This is a genomic window from Streptomyces sp. NPDC002671, assembly GCF_053592475.1.
Window position 1 is genome coordinate 1 of the sequence record NZ_JBSFVU010000068.1, and the last position, 18,216, is coordinate 18,216.

Here is an 18,216-nt window from a genome sequence, read left to right on the forward strand (position 1 = left end):
GGGCCGAAGACCGCTGCGATCAGGCCGCGGGTGCCTGTTTCGCACAGGGTCATGAGCATCAGCCGGGGGTAGCCGGTCGGGCCGTAGCGGCGTTCGGTGCGGCCGAGTCAGGACCGGTTGCGCTCGTGGTCGGGGACGGACAGGCTCCCGCATCCGTCGAAGGCGACCGTGCGCCAGCGGCGGTAGCGCACTCCGGGTGTGGACGGCTGGGCCAGCGGGCCGGCCAGAACGTCGAACAGCCGCTTGAGCGGGGCCACCCCGACCCGTCGACGCAGATCGCGAAGTGCCTTCTCCGAGGGCTGCGGCACTCTGGCGGCCAGTCCGGCCGCGAGTTTGCCCCACACCAGACCGGTGCCCAGATGCTCGAACAGCCCGAGCGCGAGCACGAAGTACACCCCGACGCGAGAGGGGAGGCTCCGAAGTCGTCGCTCGCGAGCCCCGCTCTCGTCCAGTACCTCATCCACCAACTCGGGCGGTATGACCTGCGTTAACTCACCAATATGACCAGGCGCGAACACGTCATCGGTTCCGCCCGTGACAAAGTGCGCCAGAAGGAGGGTCGCGAGGCCGACCCGACGGCAGCCGTCGTGGACTCGCAGTCAGTGCGGGCAGCGGCGAACATTCCGCGCTCCACGACCGGCTGGGACGGCGGCAAAAGGGTGGGCGGGCGCAAGCGGCACCTGGTGGTGGACTGCCTCGGCCTGGTCCTGGCCGTCGCGGTGACCGCAGCGAGCGTGCAGGACCGGGATGCCGCAGTGCCTCTGCTGGAACGGCTGCGCAGGCTGTACTTCTCCGTCCGGCTCGTCTGGGCGGACGGCGGCTATGCGGGGCACCTGGTCGACTGGGCGGCCGAGAAACTCAACCTCACGCTCGAGATCGTCAAACGCTCCGACGACACCACGGGGTTCGTGGTGCTGCCGCGCAGGTGGGTGGTGGAGAGGACGCTGAGCTGGCTGATGCGTTCGCGTCGCCTGGTGCGTGACTACGAAACGCTGCCGGCCATGCACGAGGCCATGGTGCTGTGGTCCATGACCATGCTCATGAGCAGCCGCCTGGCCGGACGCCGGCCCCGCGCCTTCAGCCGGCCGGCGCCCCGAGCGGGGTGAACACCCCTGGCCGCGTCTGGAGTGCCCACCCTCGTTCCACCAGGCGTTTCGCCTTCGACCGCAGCCCCTCGACCTTCGCCGGGACCGCCTGAAGCCCCAGGGCCGCAGCCAGTTGCCGGCACCGCATGCCCTCCCGGCCCGCTTCCGACTCCAGCACGGACATGATCCGCTGGTAGTCCGCAGGCAGGACCGACGCCGTCATCCCCTCGGCCCGTCGCGGCACCGCCGACCCCGCCACCGTGCTCCCCACCGGCTCCCCGCCCGCGGACGGCGGCTCGGCCAGCACCTCGGCCACCGTTACACGGGCATCCGCAAGACGCTGAAGTGCGCATTCCGCCTCGCCGAGTGCGGCCTGCACCCGCTCGGCCTCCTCCCGCAACCGCGCGACCTCTTCCCGGACCTTCTTCTCCCGGGCCTCCAACAAACCGAGCACCGACGGCACCAGCCACCTCCACAAGCGAGACGAACGGACGAACCACGCCCATCTCTCCCGCCGCGGGACCGAGTTCATGCCCACCCGAGTCGAACCAAAGGATCACGTTCGGAAAGCGGATGGCGTCTGAGGCCAGTTCAGTGACGCCGCGCGCGACGGTGGCGGCGCTGGTTCCGGAAGCGGCAGCCACCAGGGTGATCCCACCGTGGCCGATGGCCGTTGCCTCGCTGGCCAGGTAGAGCCGACGGCGGCGCTCGTCGAGATGCGGCAGGATCCGATCGAACTTTGCCCCTAACACGGCAACGGGCGGACACACAGTCATGCTCCACCCTCCCACCAACACCGCCTGGGCAAGCAGTAATTGAAATACAAGCCCCGGCCGTGCCGGAGTACTGGCGCTGCACCCCTGCGGACGTGATGCCTTTCTTCACGAAGCCGGTGTCGTCGAGGATCAACACGCCGTTCGGCGTGCCGAGTTGTTCTGCGACGTATGCCTGGAGGTCGTCGCGCAGGCCGTCAGCGTCCCACCGGCTGTGGGAGAGCAGGTGCTGCAGGCCGTGTGGGGTGGCATTGCCGGCGTACTTGGCGAGCTGCCAGCTGTTCTTTCGGCCGACCGGGCCGAGCAGTCCGCGGACGTAGTCCCGCATCCGCCGCCGGGACTCCACCCGGGAGAAGCGAGCTCCGGTCCGCAGGAAGAGTTCTTCGAGTTCCAGGTCCCAAGCATTCGTTGGTACGTCGTGGATCACGAGAACGAACTGCTCGTCGCGCTGTCACTACATGCGGCGCGGCCACACGTTGGTGGGACGACCTGTCCAAGAACGTCCCGCGCATGCCGCACCCCCGCTACACTCCCCACCGCCAGGCCGTTGACCAGCAGAAATACAGAAGTCCGGCTGGAGTACTAAGGACCAGGCGCGGTCCCGGCAGCGGGCCGCCGTCCGGCGCGGAGCATGGTGCGCGTTACGCCGCAGCATCCCATCGACCGTGCTGTGGTGCCCTACGGCCATGCCGCCGCCCTGGCCGTACCCGGCCGCTTCGGGGCGCTGAGCCTGCCGTCCACCCGTCATGCCGCAATCCTCGGCCCGGCTCCGGCGTTCAAATTGGACACGCGCACAAATGACAAACCGATTGGTAGCCTCAACCAACCTATTCGTAACTCCAGTTGAGAGGCACGATGCGCTCACGCTTAAAACATCTGACGATAGCCGCGATCACCCTAGTGGCCGCGGCCATGTCCGTGCCGTCGGCCACGGCCACCGGCCACCGGTCCGCACAGCGTCCGGCCGACGGCAAACTGTCCGCCGTCATCCGGTACACCGAGTACGGAATTCCGCATATCCTCGCCAAGAACTACGTGAGCCTCGGCTTCGGCACCGGATGGGCGCAGGCCGCCGACCAGGTGTGCGCTCTCGCCGACGGATTCGTCACCCTGCGCGGTGAGCGCTCGAAGTATTTCGGGCCTGACGCGGCGTCGGACGGTTCGCTGTCGTCGGCGGAGACGAACCTCTCCAGTGACCTGTACTTCCGTGGCGTACGGAACTCAGGCACCGTCGAGAAGCTGCTTGCCGAACCCACGCCCCAGGGGCCAGGACGTGCCACGAAGGAGATGATGCGCGGCTGGGCGGCCGGCTACGATGCCTGGCTGCGGCAGCACCGCATCACGGATTCGGCGTGCGCAGGCGCCGACTGGGTGCGGCCCGTGTCTACACTGGACGTGGCGGATCGCCTGTTCGCGCTGGCCGTGCTTGGCGGGCAGGGGCGCGAAGTCGAGGGCATCACGGCTGCGCACCCGCCGACCGCAGCGACCGCACCGTCGGCCCGGAGGGCCGCGCCCGACCCTCGCGACGCCGCTCGGGCCGCGCGCAAGCTGTTCTCGAACGAGAGCGCCGACATGGGCTCCAACGCGGTCGCCTTCAGCGGGAAGGCCACCGCGAACGGGCGCGGGCTGTTGCTCGGTAACCCCCACTACCCGTGGCAGGGCGGTCGCCGTTACTGGCAGTCGCAGCAGACGATCCCCGGCGAACTGAACGTCTCGGGCGGTTCGCTGATCGGCATGCCGACGATGACGATCGGGTACAACGCGCACGTCGCGTGGAGCCACACCGTGGCGACGGGCACCACGCTGAACCTCCATCAGCTGAAGCTCGACCCCGCCGATCCGACCGTCTACGTCGTCGACGGCAAGCGGGAGCGCATGACGCAGCGGACGGTCACCGTCGGGGCGAAGGGCGGTGCCCCGGTCACCCGAACCCAATGGTGGACCCGGTACGGGCCCATCGTCACCTCGCTCGGGGAGGGGCTGCCGCTGCCGTGGACGACGTCGACGGCGTACGCGCTGAACGACCCGAACGCGAGGAACCTGCGTGCCTCGGACACCGAGCTCGGTTTCAGCAAGGCGCGCTCCACCGACGACGTTCTGCGCTCGCTGCGGCGGACGCAGGGCCTGCCCTGGGTGGACACGATCGCGGCTGACTCGGCCGGGCACTCGCTGTTCACGCAGTCCCAGGTGCTGCCGAGGATCACCGATGAGTTGGCCAAGCGCTGCTCGACGGCGCTCGGCAAGGAGATGTACCCGGCGGCCGGGCTGGCGGTGCTCGACGGTTCCCGCGGCGACTGTGCGATCGGCAGTGACCCGGACGCAATTCAGCCGGGGATCTTCGGACCCGCGAAGATGCCGGTACTGCGGGACGCGCCATACGCCGAGAACTCCAACGGCAGCGCATGGCTGACCAACGCGGACCGGCCGCTGACCGGGTACGAGCGCATCTTCGGCACGCTCGGCACCCAGCCGAGCATTCGCACGCGCGGTGCCGTCGAGGACGTGTCGGCGATGATCGCGCGCGATGGGCTGACCGTGGCGGACCTCCAACAGCAGCAGTTCGCGGACCGGGCGCCCGCCGGGGACCTGGCGGCGGCCGAGGCGGCACGCGCGTGCGCGGCGCTGCCGGGCGGTAAAGCGACCGGCAGCGACGGCAAGGCGGTCGATGTGCGCAAGGCCTGCCAGGTCCTGGGCCACTGGGACCGGACCATGAACACGGGCAGCCGTGGGGCGCTGTTCTTCGACCGCTTCTGGCGCCGGCTCACAGCCCCGAACAGCCCGCTGCCCTGGACGAAGTTGTGGAAGGTGCCATTCTCGGTGGCCGATCCGGTGCGCACTCCGAGCACACTCAACACCGACGCCCCGGGCTTCGCCACCGTCCTCGCCGACACCGTCACTGAGTTCAGGACCGCCGGGATTCCGCTCGACGGACGGCTCGGCGACCGCCAGTACGTGGTGCGCGACGGGCAACGCATCCCCATGCCCGGCGGCACGGAGATGCTCGGCGTGTGGAACAAGGTCGAGTCGGTGTGGGACGCGCAGGCCGGGGCCTACACCGAGGTGCAGGGCGGATCCTCCTACATCCAGGCGGTCGGCTGGGACGGCGGGCGCTGCCCCGTGGCGCGTACGCTCCTCGCCTACTCACAGTCGTCGGATCCGGCGTCGCCGCACTTCAGCGACCAGACCCAGCTGTTCTCGCAGGGGCGGTGGGTCACCCCGCGGTTCTGCGAGAAGGACATCCTGTCGTCGCCGAATCTGAAGGTGGTGCGGGTGACCGACTGACACGTCCTGGGGGTGGGCCCCGTCGCGCACGTGCGACGGGGCCCACGGCCGGGTCAGGCGGGCACATGCGCGAGCTTGTCCGGTGCCTGAAGGGCACCTCGTGCGTATCGTCGACCACACCGTCACGGTCCGGCCCCAGCACGGGCCGATGCAGGTGGAGAAGTTCCGCCCGGCGACCGGCCTGCTCGACCACCGGCACGCGCGTGCAGGCCAGTTGGCTCAGCTCCATCACCAACGCTGGGAGATCGAGAACGGCTTCGCCGAACTCAATTCAGGTCTATTTGAGATTCTTTATGCGTTGGCGCTCCCCAGGACGAGGACTGCGTTGTGTCCGCCGAAGCCGAAGGAATTACTAACGGCGACGGACACGGGGGTGTGCCTCGGGGCGCCGTGGACGATGTCGATTTCGGGGATACCGGCACCGTAAGCCTGGAAGTTGGCGGTGGGCGGAATCGCACCGTGCTTGATCGACAAGGCGGTGAACGCGGCCTCGACGGCTCCGGCGGCGCCGAGCAGATGGCCCGTCACTCCTTTGGTGGAGGTGACCGCGGCGTTCTGCCCGAAAAGCCGCTCGATGACGCGGGCCTCGATGGCGTCGTCCTGGGGAGTGCTGGGCGCGTGGGCGTTGACGAAAGTGACCTCAGAAGGGTGTACCCGGGCGTCATCGAGCGCCTTCTGCACCGCGAGCTGAGCGCCCTGGCCGTCGGCCCGGGGCGCGGTGAGGTGGTGGGCGTCCGAGGATTCGCCGTAGCCCATCACCTGTGCGTAGGCACTTCGCCCACGCGCCCTGGCGTCCACCGCACGTTCCAGGATGAGCACCGCGGCACCCTCTCCCAGGACGAAGCCGTCGCGATGTTCGTCGAACGGCCGGGAGGCGAGCGAAGGGGCGTCACCGCGCCGGGACAGCGCCTTCAGACGGTCGAAAGCAATGGACACGAGGGGCGAGATGGCTGCTTCGGTGCCACCGGCCAGTACGACGTCGCAGCGGCCCGCGCGAAGTTGGTCAAGAGCGAGGCCCAGAGCCGAGGTACCGGTGGCACCGGCCGTGGCCAGGCTGAGCGAGGGGCCGTGGAAGCCGAATTCCATGGACACGGTGGCTGCGGCGATGTTGCTGATGGCCTTCGGGACGGTGAGAGGATTGACCCCGCGTGCCCCCCTGGTGTGCAGCCGCTCGCCCTGCTCCTGCCAGGTGCCGAGACCGGCGACGCTGGTGCCCAGCAGGACTCCGACCCTGGATGGGTCCAGGCCCGTGCCAGCCAGTTGGGCGTCGGCGTACGCCTCGCGGGCCGCGGCGAGGGCGTACTGCGTGAAGGGATCCATGCGGCGGCCCTCGACGCCCAGCAGTTCGTCCGCGTCGAACGCGGTGACCGGACAGCTAAAGTCCACCGGCGCGCCCACGAGTCTTGGGTCGATGGCGCCTGCCGACTGCCCGGCACACGTAGCCTTCCACGCTGTGCACGTGTCGGCGCCGACCGGTGTGACCATGCCGATACCCGTGACCACCACGGCCGGAAGGCTACGTCTGTACAAGCTCATGCCGGTATGACCGCGCCGTGGGCTTCCAGGTACGCGGCCAGTCCGACCACGGTGGTCGCGGCGCTCAGGTCCTCTTCGTCAATGGTCACGTGGAGTTCGTCCTCCAGGTGCGCGCTGAGCTCCGCTAGGGAGAGCGAGTCCACCTCGAGTTCCAGAAAGGACTTCTCCGGATCAATCGTCCCGGGGACCTTATAGACGGTGTTGAGGATGGTCGTGAGGTACTCGACGTACATCGGTGGATTCCTCTCACTCGGATACGTGAATTTACGGCCGTCAGCTGTTGCCGGATGAGCGCGTTCGATACCCAGGTGAGTCCAGCGGGCCGAAGTCGGTCAGCGCGAGCGGGCGCCGATGGACCATGCGCGGGTAAAACTCTCCTCCGCGACGACCAGGAAGCTATCCGGACATGTCAGTCGTGATCAAGCCTGATGCGGACCGAAATTGACGATGGCGAAGTCGCACGTAAGGCCCGGGCGGGCCCGCGAGGGTGTCACCGTCCGCTCCAGACGGGTTCGCGCTGCTCGGCGAATGCCCGTGGGCCTTCGACGGCATCCGCGCTGTGCCTCCGTCGCTGCTCCCAGGCGAAGGGTGTGACGAAGGCTTCGGCGAGCGGCATGTCCACGGAGCGCATCACGGCTTCCTTGATGGCGCGCAGGGACAGCGGGGCGCTGCGCTGCAGGGCGTCGGTCCATGCCGCGACGGCCGCGTCGAGTTCCTCTGCCGGCACCACCTCGTTCACCAGGCCGAGGCGCAGCGCCTCGGCCGCGCTCATCCGGCGGCCGGTCAGCAGGTATCCCATCGCGGTCTTCAGGGGGATCTGCCGTGCCAGCCGGAATGCTCCTCCGGCGCCGGGCACCAGGCCGAGGGTCGCCTCGGGAAGGGCGAAGACCGACTGGTCGGAGGCGATGATGAGGTCGCAGGCCAGAGCGAGTTCGAAGCCCCCGCCGAGCGCGTAGCCGTTCACGCGGGCGACGACCGGCTTGGACAGGGTGAACCGCTCGGTCAGGCGGGGCCAGCCCGGCTGACCGCGGCTTCCGAACGTCGACGGTGGCACCCCCTGCCGGTCGAGCTCGGCCCGCTCGCGCAGGTCCTGGCCCACCGAGAAGGACCTGGTGCCCGCACCGGTCAGCACGGCGAGCCGCACCTCGTCATCGGACTCGACACAGTCCCAGACACTGGCCAGCTCCTCGTGTGTCCGCTGATTCATCGCGTTGAGCACGGCCGGCCGGTTGAGCGTCACATGGGCGACATGCCCGTTCCTCTCATACAGAACTTCCGGCTCTGCTGCGTCGGTCACCGAGCTGACACCTTTTCCTGCGGTGGATTTGAATGAAGCGTCGGAGGGCCGGTCGTCGTGTGCGTGACTTTGCGTGGGACCGGGAAAGCGGCGACCATCATTCCGTCTCGGCTCCATAAGAGGCAAGAGCGGCTGGTGTCCAACTGCCGCACTGCCGCAGTTAGACACCGGCCGACCCCGCACAAGTACCGCCGGACACTATTGATCACCTCCGGGACACCGCGCCATAGTGCTCTTCGTTGCGCTCGGGTGGTTTGTGGGACGAGGCGTGCCGATACGTCCGGCTTCCGTCCCTCCTTCATGTGGTCTCCGCGGTCCAGCGTTCCGCCAGCTGTGAGTTGGCATTCGCACTGCCCGGGACGAACCATCCCGTGGAATCTCGAGGAGAGGTGGGGCAGATGTCGGATGAACCGTTGTTTCTGCGTTCGAAGGCCATAGTCGAGCCGCTGGTGGACCGATTCTTCGCCTGGCCGCACACGCTGGCGCCCATTCAGGCGGCGATGAATCTCGCGTTCCTGCAGGTACCGTTGCTCGAATCGTATTTGCAGTCGCCCAAGGTCCATGTCGCGGCGAGCGTCAACCCGGAGCTGCGCGGCGGGTATTTCATCAACATCCCCGAAGAGCGCGCCGACGAGGTCCGTGACCTGCTGGCAGCCATCAAGCGGGACCGGGCGGACATGCTGGCCTTCGCCGAGGCGATCTCCGCGGGTCAGGAGATCCTCCGGGCGAGCGCGACCGGCTTCGACCTGACACCGCTCTACCCGAAGCTGCCGTCGGAGCTGAACGGCCTGGTGGAGCTGGCGTACGACACGGACAACCAGGCACAGATGCGCTTCATGGAGCCGGTCGTCTACAAGAGCGGCCTCTACAGCGAGGCGCGCCAGTCGGTGCAGCTGTCCCTGGAGCCGGGCTACGAGCGCCCCTTCATCCTGAGCACGCCGCGACTGCCCTCGCCGGACGTGCTCGAACTGCCGCTGCCGTTCCGGCACCAGGGCCTTGAGGAACTGTTCAAGGCACGCGTGAGCCCGACGACCCTGGCGAAGCTCCGCGAAGCGCTGGAGCTCGACGACACACAGGCGAAGCAACTGTCGGGCCTGCTGTCCGACCGGCCGAGCCTGTCACCGGACCGGCACATCGAGTCGGGCGGCCGCATCCGGTACTTCGGCCATGCCTGCCTGGTGCTGCAGACGCCCCAGGCCGCCATCGTGACCGACCCGTTCATCAGCGCGGACAGCACGGCCGGCGACCGCTACACCCTGGACGACCTGCCGGACTTTATCGACCTGGTGCTGATCACGCACGGGCACCAGGACCACATCGTCCTGGAGACACTGCTTCAGCTGCGCGGCCGCGTGGGCGCCATCGTGGTACCGCGCTCCTCCCGCGGTAACGTCTGCGACCCGTCCATGGCACTGATGCTCAAGCACCAGGGCTTCCCGGTCATCGAGGTCGACGACTTCGACGAGGTGGAGTTCCCGGGCGGCAAGATCACGGCCACACCGTTCCTGGGCGAGCACTGCGACCTCGACATCCGCGCCAAGTCCACCTACTGGGCCGAACTCGCCGGCAAGAAGGTCTACATCGGCGCGGACTCCTCCGGGATCGACCCGACGCTGTACCGCTACGTCAAGGAGCACCTGGGCGCGGCCGACATCGCGTTCCTCGGCATGGAGTGCGACGGCGCGCCGCTGACCTGGCTGTACAAGGCGCTGCTGACCATTCCGGTCTCCCGGAAGATGAGTTCCTCCCGGAAGCTGTCCGGGTCGAACGCGGAGCAGGCCGCCGCCATCATGACGGAACTCGGTGCCCGTGAGGCATACGTGTACGCCATGGGCGAGGAGCCGTGGCTCGGCCACGTCATGGCGACGACGTACAACGAGGACACGTACCAGATCAAGCAGATCGAAGAGTTCATGACCTGGTGCAAGGAGCGCGACATCAAGGCCGGTCACCTCTACGGCCAGCAGGAATGGCGCTGGTAGTCAGGCGCGACTCCACCCGTCCCTACGACTGAGGCGGACCACCGGACCGGTTGTCCGCCTCCCGGGAGGTACTCCCATGGCCACGACCCGGCTGAGGAAGGAAGAGCTGCACACCAGCGTCTCCGACCCGGTGCTCGACACCATGAACTTCCTGAACGAGATCACCCACCGCTATCCCGGGGCCATCTCGTTCGCCCCGGGGCGTCCCTACGACGGCTTCTTCGACGTCGAGCAGATCTTCACGCACATCCGCCGCTACCTACGGCACCTGGAGGAACAGGGGGCCTCGCCCGCCGAGATTCGGGACGCGCTTTTCCAGTACGGGCCGACCGCCGGCCGCATCCGTGAACTGATCGCCGACTCGCTCCTCAAGGACGAGGACATCGACGTGCCGCCCGAGGCCATCGTGGTCACGGTGGGCTGCCAGGAGGCGATGTTCCTCGCCCTGCGTGCGCTCGTCCCGACGCCCGAGGACGTGCTCCTGGTGATCACTCCCTGCTACCCCGGCATCACCGGCGCCGCCTGCATACTCGGCCTCGAACCGACTCCCGTCCCGGAGCGGGCCGACGGATTCCACAGCGCGGACCTGGAGACGGCGATCGCGGCGGAACGCGCCCGCGGACGCCGCCCGCGCGCCTTCTACGTGGTGCCCGACCACGCCAACCCCTCGGGCCACACCATGTCGCTCCGGGAACGGCATGCCCTCCTCGAGGTGGCTGCCCGGGAGGACATCCTCGTCCTGGAGGACAGCCCTTACCGTCTCGTCAGCCCAGGGCGACAGAGGCCGACCCTCAAGTCGCTCGACCGCGACCGGCGCGTGGTCCACCTCGGCTCCTTTTCCAAGACCCTGTTCCCCGGCGCCCGGGTGGGATTCGCCGTCGCCGACCAGCCCGTCGTCGACCGCCACGGCCATACCGGTCTGCTGGCCGACGAGCTCACCAAGCTCAAGAGCATGATCACGGTGAACACCTCCCCCCTGGCCCAGGCTGCGGTGGGGGGCATGCTGCTCGCCACCGGCGGACGGGCCTCAGACCTCAACGTGGAGACCTCAGCCCACTACGGCGCAGCCATGAAGGCCGTGCTCAAGGAGCTGGACGCACACTTCCCCGAGCAGGACCGGGCGGCACTCGGAGTGCGCTGGAGCGAGCCGGGCGGCGGGTTCTTCCTGAGCGTCGACGTTCCCTTCGTCGCCGACGACGCCGCGTTGGTGCGCTCCGCGGAGGAGTACGGCGTCATCTGGACGCCCATGTCCTACTTCCATCCGCAGGGCGGCGGAGAACGGGCTCTGCGGCTCTCGATCAGCTATCTGACCTACGACGACATCGTCGAGGGCGTCGCCCGGCTCGCGCGCTTCATCAGAGCCGGCATCCCGGGCCGCGGCTGACCGCGGCCCGACCAGTCCGTGTCCACTGCCTACCGGAAAGCGATCAGCGCCTTGGAAGCACAGTCCCGCGACCTCAGCAAGCCTCGTATGTGGGGATGGAAGTATCGATGACGACCCTCGCCGAACGGCCCAGCGCCGGCGTCCTGGACGCCTTCGACCCGGGCTGCGCCAAGTCTCCCGGCACCGCCCGGATCGCCGGCGTCGCCAGCGCCACGACCGAGCACTCCTACACCCAGCGCGAGCTGCTCGACCTCTTCGCCATCACGGATCCCAAGGTCCGCTCGGTGTTCCTCAACAGCGCAATCGAACGCCGCTACCTCACCCTCCCGCCACGGGACGCGGACGGCGCCCTGCGCAGCGAGGTCCAGGGCGAACTCCTCGCCAAGCACCAGCGCCTCGCCATCGACATGGGAGGCCGCGCCGTACTCGCCGCCCTGGCCTACGCCGGGCTCGACGTCACCGACGTCGACTACCTGTGCTGCACCACCACCACCGGCTTCCTCACTCCCGGCCTGAGCGCCCACCTCATCCGCGACCTGGGCATCCCGCCCCGGACCAGCCGCGTCGACGTCGTCGGCATGGGCTGCAACGCCGGTCTCAACGCCCTCAACGCCACGGCCGGCTGGGCCGTTGCCAACCCCGGCAAGGCCGCCGTCATGTTGTGCACGGAGGCCTGCTCGGCCGCCTACGTCTTCGACGGCACCCTGCGCACCGCCGTGGTGAACAGCCTCTTCGGTGACGGCGCCGCCGCGATCGTCCTGATAGCCGACGCACCCGACACCTCCTACGCCCCGGCCGACGTGTCCGCCGCACCCGCGGGACCCCGGATCCTGGGCTTCGCCAGCCACCTGATCACCGACGCCATCGACGCGATGCGCTACGACTGGGACGACGAGCAGGCGAAGTTCAGCTTCTATCTGGACCCGCAGGTCCCGTACGTGGTCGGCGCCAACAGCGGACAGGTCGTCGACCGCCTCCTGGGCGGCGCCGGACTCCGCCGCAGCGAGATCAGCCACTGGCTCGTGCACTCGGGCGGCAAGAAGGTCATCGACGCCGTTCGAGTCAACCTCGGCCTCACACGGCACGACGTACGCCACACCACCGGGGTGCTGCGTGACTACGGAAACCTGTCGAGCGGATCGTTCCTGTTCTCCTACGAACGGCTGCTCCGGGAAGGCGTGGCCCAGGCCGGCGACTGCGGCGTCCTGATGACCATGGGCCCTGGCTCGACCATCGAGACAGCACTGGTCCAATGGTGAACTACGAGCAGATGAAGGGTGTCATGAACGCCAACTCCGAGAACGACCCGCAGCACGGGACGGACGACCTGGTCCTGCGGATCGATGGAACCAAGCCCCTGTCGGCCGACGCCATCGCGGCCGTCACCGCCGTCTGCGACCGCGCCGAGGACGGCGCCGGACAAGGCCCCGTGGTCGTCCATGCCTCCGGTGCCCCGGACGCACAGTGGACCGAGTACCTGACGGTGGCCGCGGTCAACAAGTGGGAGCGCGCGCTGCGGCGCCTCGAACGCCTGCCCACCGCCACCCTCGCCGTTGCCGACGGCGACTGCGGCGGCCTCGCCCTGGACGTGCTCCTGGCGACCGACTACCGCGTCGCCACTGCCTCCGTCCGCCTCGTGCTGCCCGCCACCGACGGCACCCTGTGGCCGGGCATGGCGCTGTACCGGCTCACCAACCACGCGGCGAGCAACGCCCCGATCCGCCGGGCACTGCTCTTCGGCATGCCCATCGAGGCCGCCGAAGCCCTCGCCCTGCACCTGATCGACGAAGTCAGCGACGACGTCGCGGGCAGCCTGGCCCGGATCACCCGGCACACCGCCGCCCTCTCCGGGAGCGACCTGGCCATCCGCCGCCAGCTGATGTTCGACGCCACCAGCACCGGATTCGAAGAGGCGCTCGGCACCCACCTGGCCGCCTGCGACCTCACCCTGCGCCGGACCGCGGCCGAGGCGGCGGCATGACGGCCGCGCACGATCTGCGTGCCGTACGGGCCGGCTTTGACCAGGCCCGTACGGTGATCGCCCGGGCGGCGCGGCACACCGACGAGGTCCTGCACGCCCTGCCCGCACCGGAACACCGGTCACCGGAGCAGCGCGCAGCCGCCCGGTCGGCGATCGACGCCACCCGAACGCTGCGCGCGGCTTTCCTGACGGCCCATGTGGACGCCGTCTACGACGAACTCACCGCGAGCCGCACCCACCACCTGCGGGTGACCGAACTCGCCCATGCCGCGGCCGCGGACTTCCCCGGCCTCGTACCCACTGAGGAGCAGCTCGCCGATGAGCGTGCCCGCCCGCAGGCCCACAAGGAAGGCCGCGAGGTCGACCAGGGCATCTTCCTGCAGCACGTCCTGCACTCCCCGCAGGCAGGCCCGCATCTGCTCGACGCCATGCTGCGCCCGACCCCCCGCGCCCTGGATCTGCTCCCCGAGTTCAGCCACACCGGCAAGGCCGAGCTCGCCTCCGTACGCCTGGAACGCACGGGGCCCGTGGCCAGCCTCACCCTGTGCCGCGAGGACTCACTGAACGCTGAGGACAACCAGCAAGTCGACGACATGGAGACCGCGGTCGACCTCGCCCTCCTCGACCCCGCCGTGGAAGTTGGCCTGGTCCGCGGCGGCGAGATGACCCACCCCCGCTACCGGGGCCGACGCGTCTTCAGCGCCGGCATCAACCTGAAGACGCTGCACGGTGGCGGCATCTCCCTGACGGACTTCCTGTTGCGCCGCGAACTCGGCTACATCCACAAACTGGTGCGCGGCGTCCTGACCGACGACGGCCCGGTCTGGCGGTCACGTACTGCCGAGAAGCCGTGGATCGGTGTGGTCGACGGCTTCGCGATCGGCGGCGGCTGCCAGCTGCTGCTGGCGTTCGACCATGTGATCGCCGCGGCGGATGCCTATGTCTCCCTGCCCGCCGCGCAGGAAGGGATCATCCCCGGAGCGGCCAACCACCGACTGACGCGCGCCGTCGGCCCCCGCCGCTCCCGGCAGATCATCCTGGAGGGGCGGCGCATCTTCGCCCGCGAACCCGACGCCGCCCTGCTGATCGACGAGGTCCACGACCACGCCGACCTGGACGCCGCCGTGGAACGCGCCGTCGAACGCTTCCGGGGGCCCGCGGTCCTCGCCAACCGGCGGATGCTCAACCTCGCGGACGAGCCGCCCGAGGCGTTCCGCCACTACATGGCCGAGTTCGCGCTGGAGCAGTCGCTGCGCCTGTACAGCTCCGACGTGATCGACAAGGTCGGGCGCTTCTCCACGCCCTCGACGACCGGACGGCGCATGCCCGTTCACGACCCAGGGCCGGAACAGGCGGGGTAACGCGAAGAGCGGAACGCCCCAGCTCCCTCTCGGGAGCCGGGGCGTTCCGCTCTTCGTCGCCGGTATTTCATGCCGCGGTCAGCTTGACGGGCAGCCGGTCCGGCCCGTTCACGACGATCGAATCCAGCAGCTTCGGCTCGCCGTCGAGCTCCACCCGGATCGAGCGATTCAGCAACTCGGCGTACAGCAGCCGCAGTTCGACCCGCGCCAGCATGCTGCCGATGCAGAAGTGCTCACCGAAGCCCAGCGCCAGGTGCCGGTTGGGCTTCCGGGTGATGTCGAACCGGTCCGGGTCCTCGAAGATCCGCTCGTCGCGGTTGGCCGAGGGCAGCCAGAAGGTGACCCGGTTGCCGGGCTCCACACGACGCCCGTGGATCTCCACCGGCCGCACCGCCGTACGCATGATGTGCGTGGCGGTCGACGTCCAGCGGAGGATCTCCTCGACGGCCGGCTGCAGCAACTCCGGGTCGTCCGACAGACGCTGCCACTGCTCGGGGTGCTCAAGGAGCGCCAGCATGCCCCCGGAGGCGGCGATGCGCGTGTTCTCGGTCCCGCCGACGAGCAGGTTGTTGCAGTTGAGGATGACGTCCTGGGGATCGAGTGGTTCCCCGTCGATAGTGCCCGTGGCCAGCACACTCACCAGGTCGTCGGCCGGATCGTCCGCCTTGTCCGCCTGCAGTTCCTCGAAATACCCGAGGATCTCCAGATGCGCGAACCTGCGGGTGGCAGGGTCCCCGCCGCCGAACGCCTGACTCGTCAGGGTGTGCAGATGCTCCCAGTCGGACTCCGGAACGCCCATCATCTTGCAGATCACGTACAGCGGTACACGTGCGGCGATGTCCGCCACGAAGTCGCACTCGCCGCGCTCCAATGCGTCGTCGATGACGGTGCGAGCCACCTCGTTCATCTCCGCCTCAAGCCCGCGCACCGACCGCACCGCGAACCACGAGTCGACCAGACCGCGCAGCTGCCCGTGCCGGGGTGGATCGGTCAGGGCGAGGGTGCGCCCGCCCCCGGGATCGGCGCCGTGGTCGGTCGGCCGCAGGAGGATTCCCTGGGCCGAGCTGAAGGTCTCGGAGTCCCGGTAGGCCGTCCGCACGTCGTCGTACCGGGTCAATGCCCAGAATCCCGGGAGCTCCGTCGGCGGATGCCAGTACATGGGCTCGTTGTCCCGGAGCCAGCGCCACTGCACGAACGGGTCGCCGTCCGAATAGAGCTTGGGATCCACCAGGTTGATTTCCGGCTGCTCGGCCGGCTCATTGTGCATGCGGACGCCTCACAGGTTTTCTTGGTCCCCGGAACGGAAAGGCACGTGCGATCGAGGAGTTGGGAATGCGCCGGATATGGCGGGCGGCCGACCGAAGAGCGGCGCGAGTGACATTCCTTCAGGCGAATGCCACGCTTTCACGAGCTTTCGCAAGCCGTCAAGAACACACGGTCTGATGGATGTTCAACTGCCGTGAGGACACAGTTGAACTGCCCGCCCGAGCCCTGCAACCGCAGGCGGCAGGGGGGTGTGGGTGGCAGCGGGTGCCAGCCATTGAGCAACCGCATGGCTCTGGGCCATAGTGGATCACCACCGCGAGTCGTGATGTCCCGTGAGGTGGCGTGGCGGCAGGTGGATTCCGGGCCCGCCCATCAGGGCGGCAGGTAGCCGCCATGAATGTGTCAGCCGGCCTGAAATGTGTTGGTGAAACCCACCGACCATGCGTCCATGTCATTGCCGAGAGAGGACAACATGATGACGAATCCGTTCGACGATCCTGATGCCAACTACCTGGTCCTGGTGAACGAAGAGGGCCAGTACTCGCTGTGGCCGGTGTTCGTCGACGTACCCGACGGCTGGGAGAAGGTCTTCGGGGAGGCCCCGCGTCAGGAGTGCCTCGACTACGTGGAGAAGTCCTGGACCGACATGCGCCCCAAGAGCCTGATCGTGGCCATGGAAGGCAAGTAGTCCCCAGCTGCCACGGCCCCGGGACCGGCACGGACCGGTCCCGGGCGCGCGCTGTGGCGCTGTGACAGGTCAATGCCTTGACCCAGAGGGCTGGGCGGTAATGCGGCACGCCCTGACGGAGGCGGGCCCCTGCTGTTCCAGTCGATGACGCGAACCGATTGGAGTATGCGGGAATGGCTACATCCGAGGCTGAGCTCCTGGAACTGATGGCTGGTCAGCTGGCGGTGTGGTACGCGCAGCAACTCGCTCCCGACAACCGCGGCTTTCACGTCGCCGAATACCTGGAGATCCGCGGCGCGGCCAAGTCCGAACTCCTGGTGGAGGCCGCGCGGCGCCGACTGCACGAGGCCGAGAGCCTCCGCCTGCGCATCCGCGTCATCGACGGAACCCCCTGGCAGTACGTGCACGACGGGCGGGACTACCCAGTCCACGTCGTCGACCTGAGCGACGAGTCCGACCCGCGTGCGGCCGCCGAGGAGTGGATGCACGCCGACCTGCACCAACCGATGGACCTCGTCGGCGGCCCGCTCTCCTCCCAGGCCGTCATCAAGCTCGGCGAGAACCTGCACCTCTGGTACACCAAAGTGCACCAGCTCGCCATGGACGGAATGGGCGGCGCGGTGCTCGCCGCCCGCGGCGCCGAGATATACACCGCCGTCCTCCAGGACCGCGACCTGGCCGAAGGCGCCCTCGCTCCGGTCTCCGTGCTCCTCGACGCCGAACGTGTCTATCGCTCCTCCCCCGAGATCGAGCAAGACCGGCAGTACTGGCACGACACCCTCGCGGGCCTGGCCGACGACGTCCTCGCCGGCGCCGCCCACCGTGGCCGGCGGGCCCAGCACGCCCCCGTCCGTGCCGCGGAGGGTATCGGCGAGCCGGAGGCCGCGGCCCTGAAGGCGGCCGCGCGGCGCTTGAAGACCAACCTTGCTGGGCTGCTGATCACCGCCGCGGCCATCTGCGAACACCGTGTCACCGGAGCTCGTGACGTGGTCATCGGCGTCCTCGTACGAGGACGGGCGGGCCACCGCGAGGCCGGCGTCCCCGGCATGACCTCCAACGTCCTCCCGGTCCGCGTGACCTTCGAGCCGTGGACCACGGTGGCCGACGCCGTCCGGCAGACCTCCCGTGCGGTCCGCGAGGGCCTGCGCCACGGCCGCTACCGCCACGAGGAGATCCTCCGCGACCTGAAGATGGTCGACCGCGTTCTGTGCGATGTGCACGTCAACGTCATGGCGTTCGACTACGACCTGCGCTTCGGCGACCTTCCCGTGACCGCGCACAACCTCGCCACCGGCCCCGTCGACGGCGTCCGGATCGACGTCTACGACCGGTCCGGCCTCCAGATCGACGTCGACGCCAACCCGGACCTCCACGACACCGCCTCCACCGCCGACGTATTGCGACGCTTCCTGAACGTCGTGCACTGGCTCACCGCCACGCCCGCCACCGACCCCGTCGGGCGCGCCGAGCTGCTGGATGAGGCCGAGCGTCGCCGGGTGCTGGTGGAGTGGAACGACACCGCTGCCGAGGTGCCGGCGGGGACGATTCCGGAGCTGTTCGAGGCGCAGGTGGCACGCGTGC

The 18,216-nt window shown here is 68.8% G+C and carries 14 protein-coding genes and 3 pseudogenes; 9 read left to right on the forward strand and 8 right to left on the reverse strand.

Features of this window, described 5'->3' with window-relative positions; all coding sequences use genetic code 11:
- Positions 1–599: pseudogene (locus tag ACWD35_RS41870) on the reverse strand (transposase domain-containing protein); the annotation flags it as partial.
- On the opposite strand from ACWD35_RS41870, the gene ACWD35_RS41875 reads away from it, so the two are divergent.
- Positions 501–1,106, forward strand: coding sequence for an IS5 family transposase (locus ACWD35_RS41875; protein WP_451356601.1), 606 nt, complete (start codon positions 501–503; stop codon positions 1,104–1,106). The pseudogene ACWD35_RS41870 and the gene ACWD35_RS41875 overlap by 99 nt on opposite strands.
- Here the strand turns inward: ACWD35_RS41875 and ACWD35_RS41880 are convergent.
- The 3 genes and pseudogenes from ACWD35_RS41880 to ACWD35_RS41890 all read right to left on the reverse strand — a co-directional run.
- The gene (locus ACWD35_RS41880) at positions 1,078–1,548 is read right to left on the reverse strand and encodes a hypothetical protein (protein WP_451356602.1); all 471 of its coding nucleotides are present in this window, start codon (positions 1,546–1,548) and stop codon (positions 1,078–1,080) included. The genes ACWD35_RS41875 and ACWD35_RS41880 overlap by 29 nt on opposite strands.
- Positions 1,549–1,666: 118 nt before the next feature.
- Positions 1,667–1,861 (reverse strand): annotated as a pseudogene (locus ACWD35_RS41885) (ISAzo13 family transposase); the annotation flags it as partial.
- Between the two features lie 52 nt (positions 1,862–1,913).
- Positions 1,914–2,285 (reverse strand): annotated as a pseudogene (locus ACWD35_RS41890) (transposase); the annotation flags it as partial.
- A 428-nt stretch (positions 2,286–2,713) separates the two neighbouring features.
- On the opposite strand from ACWD35_RS41890, the gene ACWD35_RS41895 reads away from it, so the two are divergent.
- Entirely contained in the window at positions 2,714–5,140 is a 2,427-nt protein-coding gene (locus ACWD35_RS41895; protein ID WP_451356613.1) for a penicillin acylase family protein, read from the forward strand.
- Positions 5,141–5,431: 291 nt separating this feature from the next.
- Here the strand turns inward: ACWD35_RS41895 and ACWD35_RS41900 are convergent, their stop codons facing one another.
- From ACWD35_RS41900 to dpgD, 3 genes are all read right to left on the reverse strand, one after another.
- Complete coding sequence (locus tag ACWD35_RS41900) at positions 5,432–6,646, reverse strand: beta-ketoacyl-[acyl-carrier-protein] synthase family protein (protein WP_451356603.1); 1,215 nt, start codon at positions 6,644–6,646, stop codon at positions 5,432–5,434.
- A gap of 26 nt (positions 6,647–6,672) precedes the next feature.
- Positions 6,673–6,909 carry an acyl carrier protein gene (locus ACWD35_RS41905; RefSeq protein ID WP_451356604.1) on the reverse strand — a complete coding sequence of 79 codons (237 nt, stop codon included), beginning with the start codon at positions 6,907–6,909 and terminating at the stop codon, positions 6,673–6,675.
- A 257-nt stretch (positions 6,910–7,166) separates the two neighbouring features.
- The gene (gene dpgD / locus ACWD35_RS41910) at positions 7,167–7,973 is read right to left on the reverse strand and encodes an enoyl-CoA-hydratase DpgD (RefSeq protein WP_451356605.1); all 807 of its coding nucleotides are present in this window, start codon (positions 7,971–7,973) and stop codon (positions 7,167–7,169) included.
- Positions 7,974–8,371: 398 nt separating this feature from the next.
- Between dpgD and ACWD35_RS41915 the strand changes: the two genes are divergently transcribed.
- The 5 genes from ACWD35_RS41915 to dpgC all read left to right on the forward strand — a co-directional run bounded on the left by ACWD35_RS41915 (position 8,372) and on the right by dpgC (position 14,681).
- Positions 8,372–9,955 carry an MBL fold metallo-hydrolase gene (locus ACWD35_RS41915; protein ID WP_451356606.1) on the forward strand — a complete coding sequence of 528 codons (1,584 nt, stop codon included), beginning with the start codon at positions 8,372–8,374 and terminating at the stop codon, positions 9,953–9,955.
- Between the two features lie 76 nt (positions 9,956–10,031).
- The gene (locus tag ACWD35_RS41920; protein WP_451356607.1) at positions 10,032–11,339 is read left to right on the forward strand and encodes an aminotransferase-like domain-containing protein; all 1,308 of its coding nucleotides are present in this window, start codon (positions 10,032–10,034) and stop codon (positions 11,337–11,339) included.
- A 107-nt stretch (positions 11,340–11,446) separates the two neighbouring features.
- Positions 11,447–12,598: a 3,5-dihydroxyphenylacetyl-CoA synthase DpgA gene (gene dpgA / locus ACWD35_RS41925; RefSeq protein WP_451356608.1), complete on the forward strand. Its 1,152-nt coding sequence runs from the start codon at positions 11,447–11,449 to the stop codon at positions 12,596–12,598.
- 23 nt (positions 12,599–12,621) lie between these two features.
- Positions 12,622–13,320: an enoyl-CoA-hydratase DpgB gene (gene dpgB, locus ACWD35_RS41930; protein WP_451356609.1), complete on the forward strand. Its 699-nt coding sequence runs from the start codon at positions 12,622–12,624 to the stop codon at positions 13,318–13,320.
- Positions 13,317–14,681 (forward strand): (3,5-dihydroxyphenyl)acetyl-CoA 1,2-dioxygenase DpgC, encoded by a 1,365-nt coding sequence (gene dpgC, locus ACWD35_RS41935; RefSeq protein ID WP_451356610.1) that lies wholly within the window; start codon positions 13,317–13,319, stop codon positions 14,679–14,681. Before dpgB ends, dpgC begins: the two co-directional genes overlap by 4 nt.
- Positions 14,682–14,748: 67 nt before the next feature.
- Here dpgC and ACWD35_RS41940 read toward each other — a convergent pair whose 3' ends face one another.
- Positions 14,749–15,948: a cytochrome P450 gene (locus tag ACWD35_RS41940; RefSeq protein WP_451356611.1), complete on the reverse strand. Its 1,200-nt coding sequence runs from the start codon at positions 15,946–15,948 to the stop codon at positions 14,749–14,751.
- A 474-nt stretch (positions 15,949–16,422) separates the two neighbouring features.
- Between ACWD35_RS41940 and ACWD35_RS41945 the strand changes: the two genes are divergently transcribed.
- Together ACWD35_RS41945 and ACWD35_RS41950 are read left to right on the forward strand one after the other, a co-directional pair.
- Positions 16,423–16,635, forward strand: coding sequence for an MbtH family protein (locus ACWD35_RS41945; RefSeq protein ID WP_451356614.1), 213 nt, complete (start codon positions 16,423–16,425; stop codon positions 16,633–16,635).
- Between the two features lie 173 nt (positions 16,636–16,808).
- Positions 16,809–18,216: condensation domain-containing protein (locus ACWD35_RS41950; protein ID WP_451356612.1), on the forward strand; the 1,408-nt coding region annotated here is incomplete at its 3' end.

Coding starts and splice junctions, on each gene's coding strand:
- ACWD35_RS41875 (WP_451356601.1), top strand. CDS start 501: ATGACCAGGCGCGAACACGTCATCGGTTCCGCCCGTGACAAAGTGCGC.
- ACWD35_RS41895 (WP_451356613.1), top strand. CDS start 2,714: ATGCGCTCACGCTTAAAACATCTGACGATAGCCGCGATCACCCTAGTG.
- ACWD35_RS41905 (WP_451356604.1), bottom strand. CDS start 6,909: ATGTACGTCGAGTACCTCACGACCATCCTCAACACCGTCTATAAGGTC.
- ACWD35_RS41915 (WP_451356606.1), top strand. CDS start 8,372: ATGTCGGATGAACCGTTGTTTCTGCGTTCGAAGGCCATAGTCGAGCCG.
- ACWD35_RS41920 (WP_451356607.1), top strand. CDS start 10,032: ATGGCCACGACCCGGCTGAGGAAGGAAGAGCTGCACACCAGCGTCTCC.
- dpgA (WP_451356608.1), top strand. CDS start 11,447: ATGACGACCCTCGCCGAACGGCCCAGCGCCGGCGTCCTGGACGCCTTC.
- dpgB (WP_451356609.1), top strand. CDS start 12,622: ATGAACGCCAACTCCGAGAACGACCCGCAGCACGGGACGGACGACCTG.
- dpgC (WP_451356610.1), top strand. CDS start 13,317: ATGACGGCCGCGCACGATCTGCGTGCCGTACGGGCCGGCTTTGACCAG.
- ACWD35_RS41940 (WP_451356611.1), bottom strand. CDS start 15,948: ATGCACAATGAGCCGGCCGAGCAGCCGGAAATCAACCTGGTGGATCCC.
- ACWD35_RS41945 (WP_451356614.1), top strand. CDS start 16,423: ATGACGAATCCGTTCGACGATCCTGATGCCAACTACCTGGTCCTGGTG.